1 protein-coding gene and 2 pseudogenes are annotated in these 1,080 nt (G+C 41.9%); 2 read left to right on the top strand and 1 reads right to left on the bottom strand.

Annotated elements, in window-relative coordinates:
* Positions 1-275 (bottom strand): annotated as a pseudogene (locus R7P72_RS25795) (UDP-N-acetylenolpyruvoylglucosamine reductase); the annotation flags it as partial.
* Positions 276-375: 100 nt separating this feature from the next.
* Here R7P72_RS25795 and R7P72_RS25790 point away from each other — a divergent pair.
* Complete coding sequence (locus tag R7P72_RS25790; protein WP_180768967.1) at positions 376-804, top strand: GNAT family N-acetyltransferase; 429 nt, start codon at positions 376-378, stop codon at positions 802-804.
* A 74-nt stretch (positions 805-878) separates the two neighbouring features.
* Positions 879-1,080 (top strand): annotated as a pseudogene (pssA, locus tag R7P72_RS25785) (CDP-diacylglycerol--serine O-phosphatidyltransferase); the annotation flags it as partial.

Here is a 1,080-nt window from a genome sequence, read left to right as displayed (position 1 = left end):
TCCTCCCCACCTTGAACATGCAGAAGATAATCTTCATGGGTTTCTGAAACCGATTTCCCCAGAAGACGGTTAACGATGACGAGACCATCAAAATGTTCAGTAAATAGAACATTGCTGCCTTTACCCAAAAACAACTTCGGCAGACCTTGAAAAGCAGGATCTTGATAGAGGCTGATTACATCATCTATCGAGTCAACAATGGCTAAGTAGGAGCAAGTCTGCTCGATACCAAAAGTGTGAAAAGCCTTGAGGCTTGCGTGTTCTTTAATTTGCATAGTGATTTGCAACGCCAGATAAGATTCTCTTAAACTGGGCACATTCTACCCCAGTTAACTTTTAACCGCAGTGACAATACCTAACTCATTAATCATAGAAGTGTTAAATCCGATCAAACTCCCTTTGATCAAAAAGCTCTATAAAGCCCATTACCCCTCCGGGCGAGCCAAAAAAGATGAACTCATCATCACAGCCAGTCGTAAAGGTGTGATCGTCGCACTACTAAGATTAAAAACCGTAGAGCAATATCGCTTATTAACAGGCATGCTCGTCATCCCAGAAGTTAGAGGCACGAGCGTTGGCCGCACTCTGCTAGAGCATTGCGAGAACAAAGTTTTCGAAGATGGTGATTATTGCTTCGCTTTTAGCTACTTAGAAAAATATTATGCTCAACATGGTTTCGAAACCATTGACAGTCATGAGCTGCCGAACTCCTTAAAGATGGCCTTTCAACGTTATGTTGATAGCGGCAAAGATCTCATTCCAATGCAATTTATCCCTTCAAAGGTTTCAAAGCGTGCGCTTTAGTAGCCAGGGAAATCATATCTTTGGTAAAATATCAGGTTCGCAATATTGCACTAAAATAAGGTACTCACACCGATATGATAGTAAATAGGAATCCATTCGAGCAGTTGCCTAGTCTCGCAATCAATCCTGAAGACTTTGATGTTCTGTACTCTGCAGAAACATTTCGAACTCGTCTTTTAGATGCGATCAGCAAAGCAACGTCACGAATCTACCTAGTCGCTCTATATCTGGAAGATGATGAAGCTGGGCGTGAAATACTCACTGCACTTTACGAAG

Source organism: Vibrio sp. Vb0888, from assembly GCF_033338835.1.
In the GTDB taxonomy this organism is placed as follows: Bacteria; Pseudomonadota; Gammaproteobacteria; order Enterobacterales; family Vibrionaceae; genus Vibrio; species Vibrio alginolyticus.
This window is presented reverse-complemented; position numbering and strand designations above follow the sequence as displayed.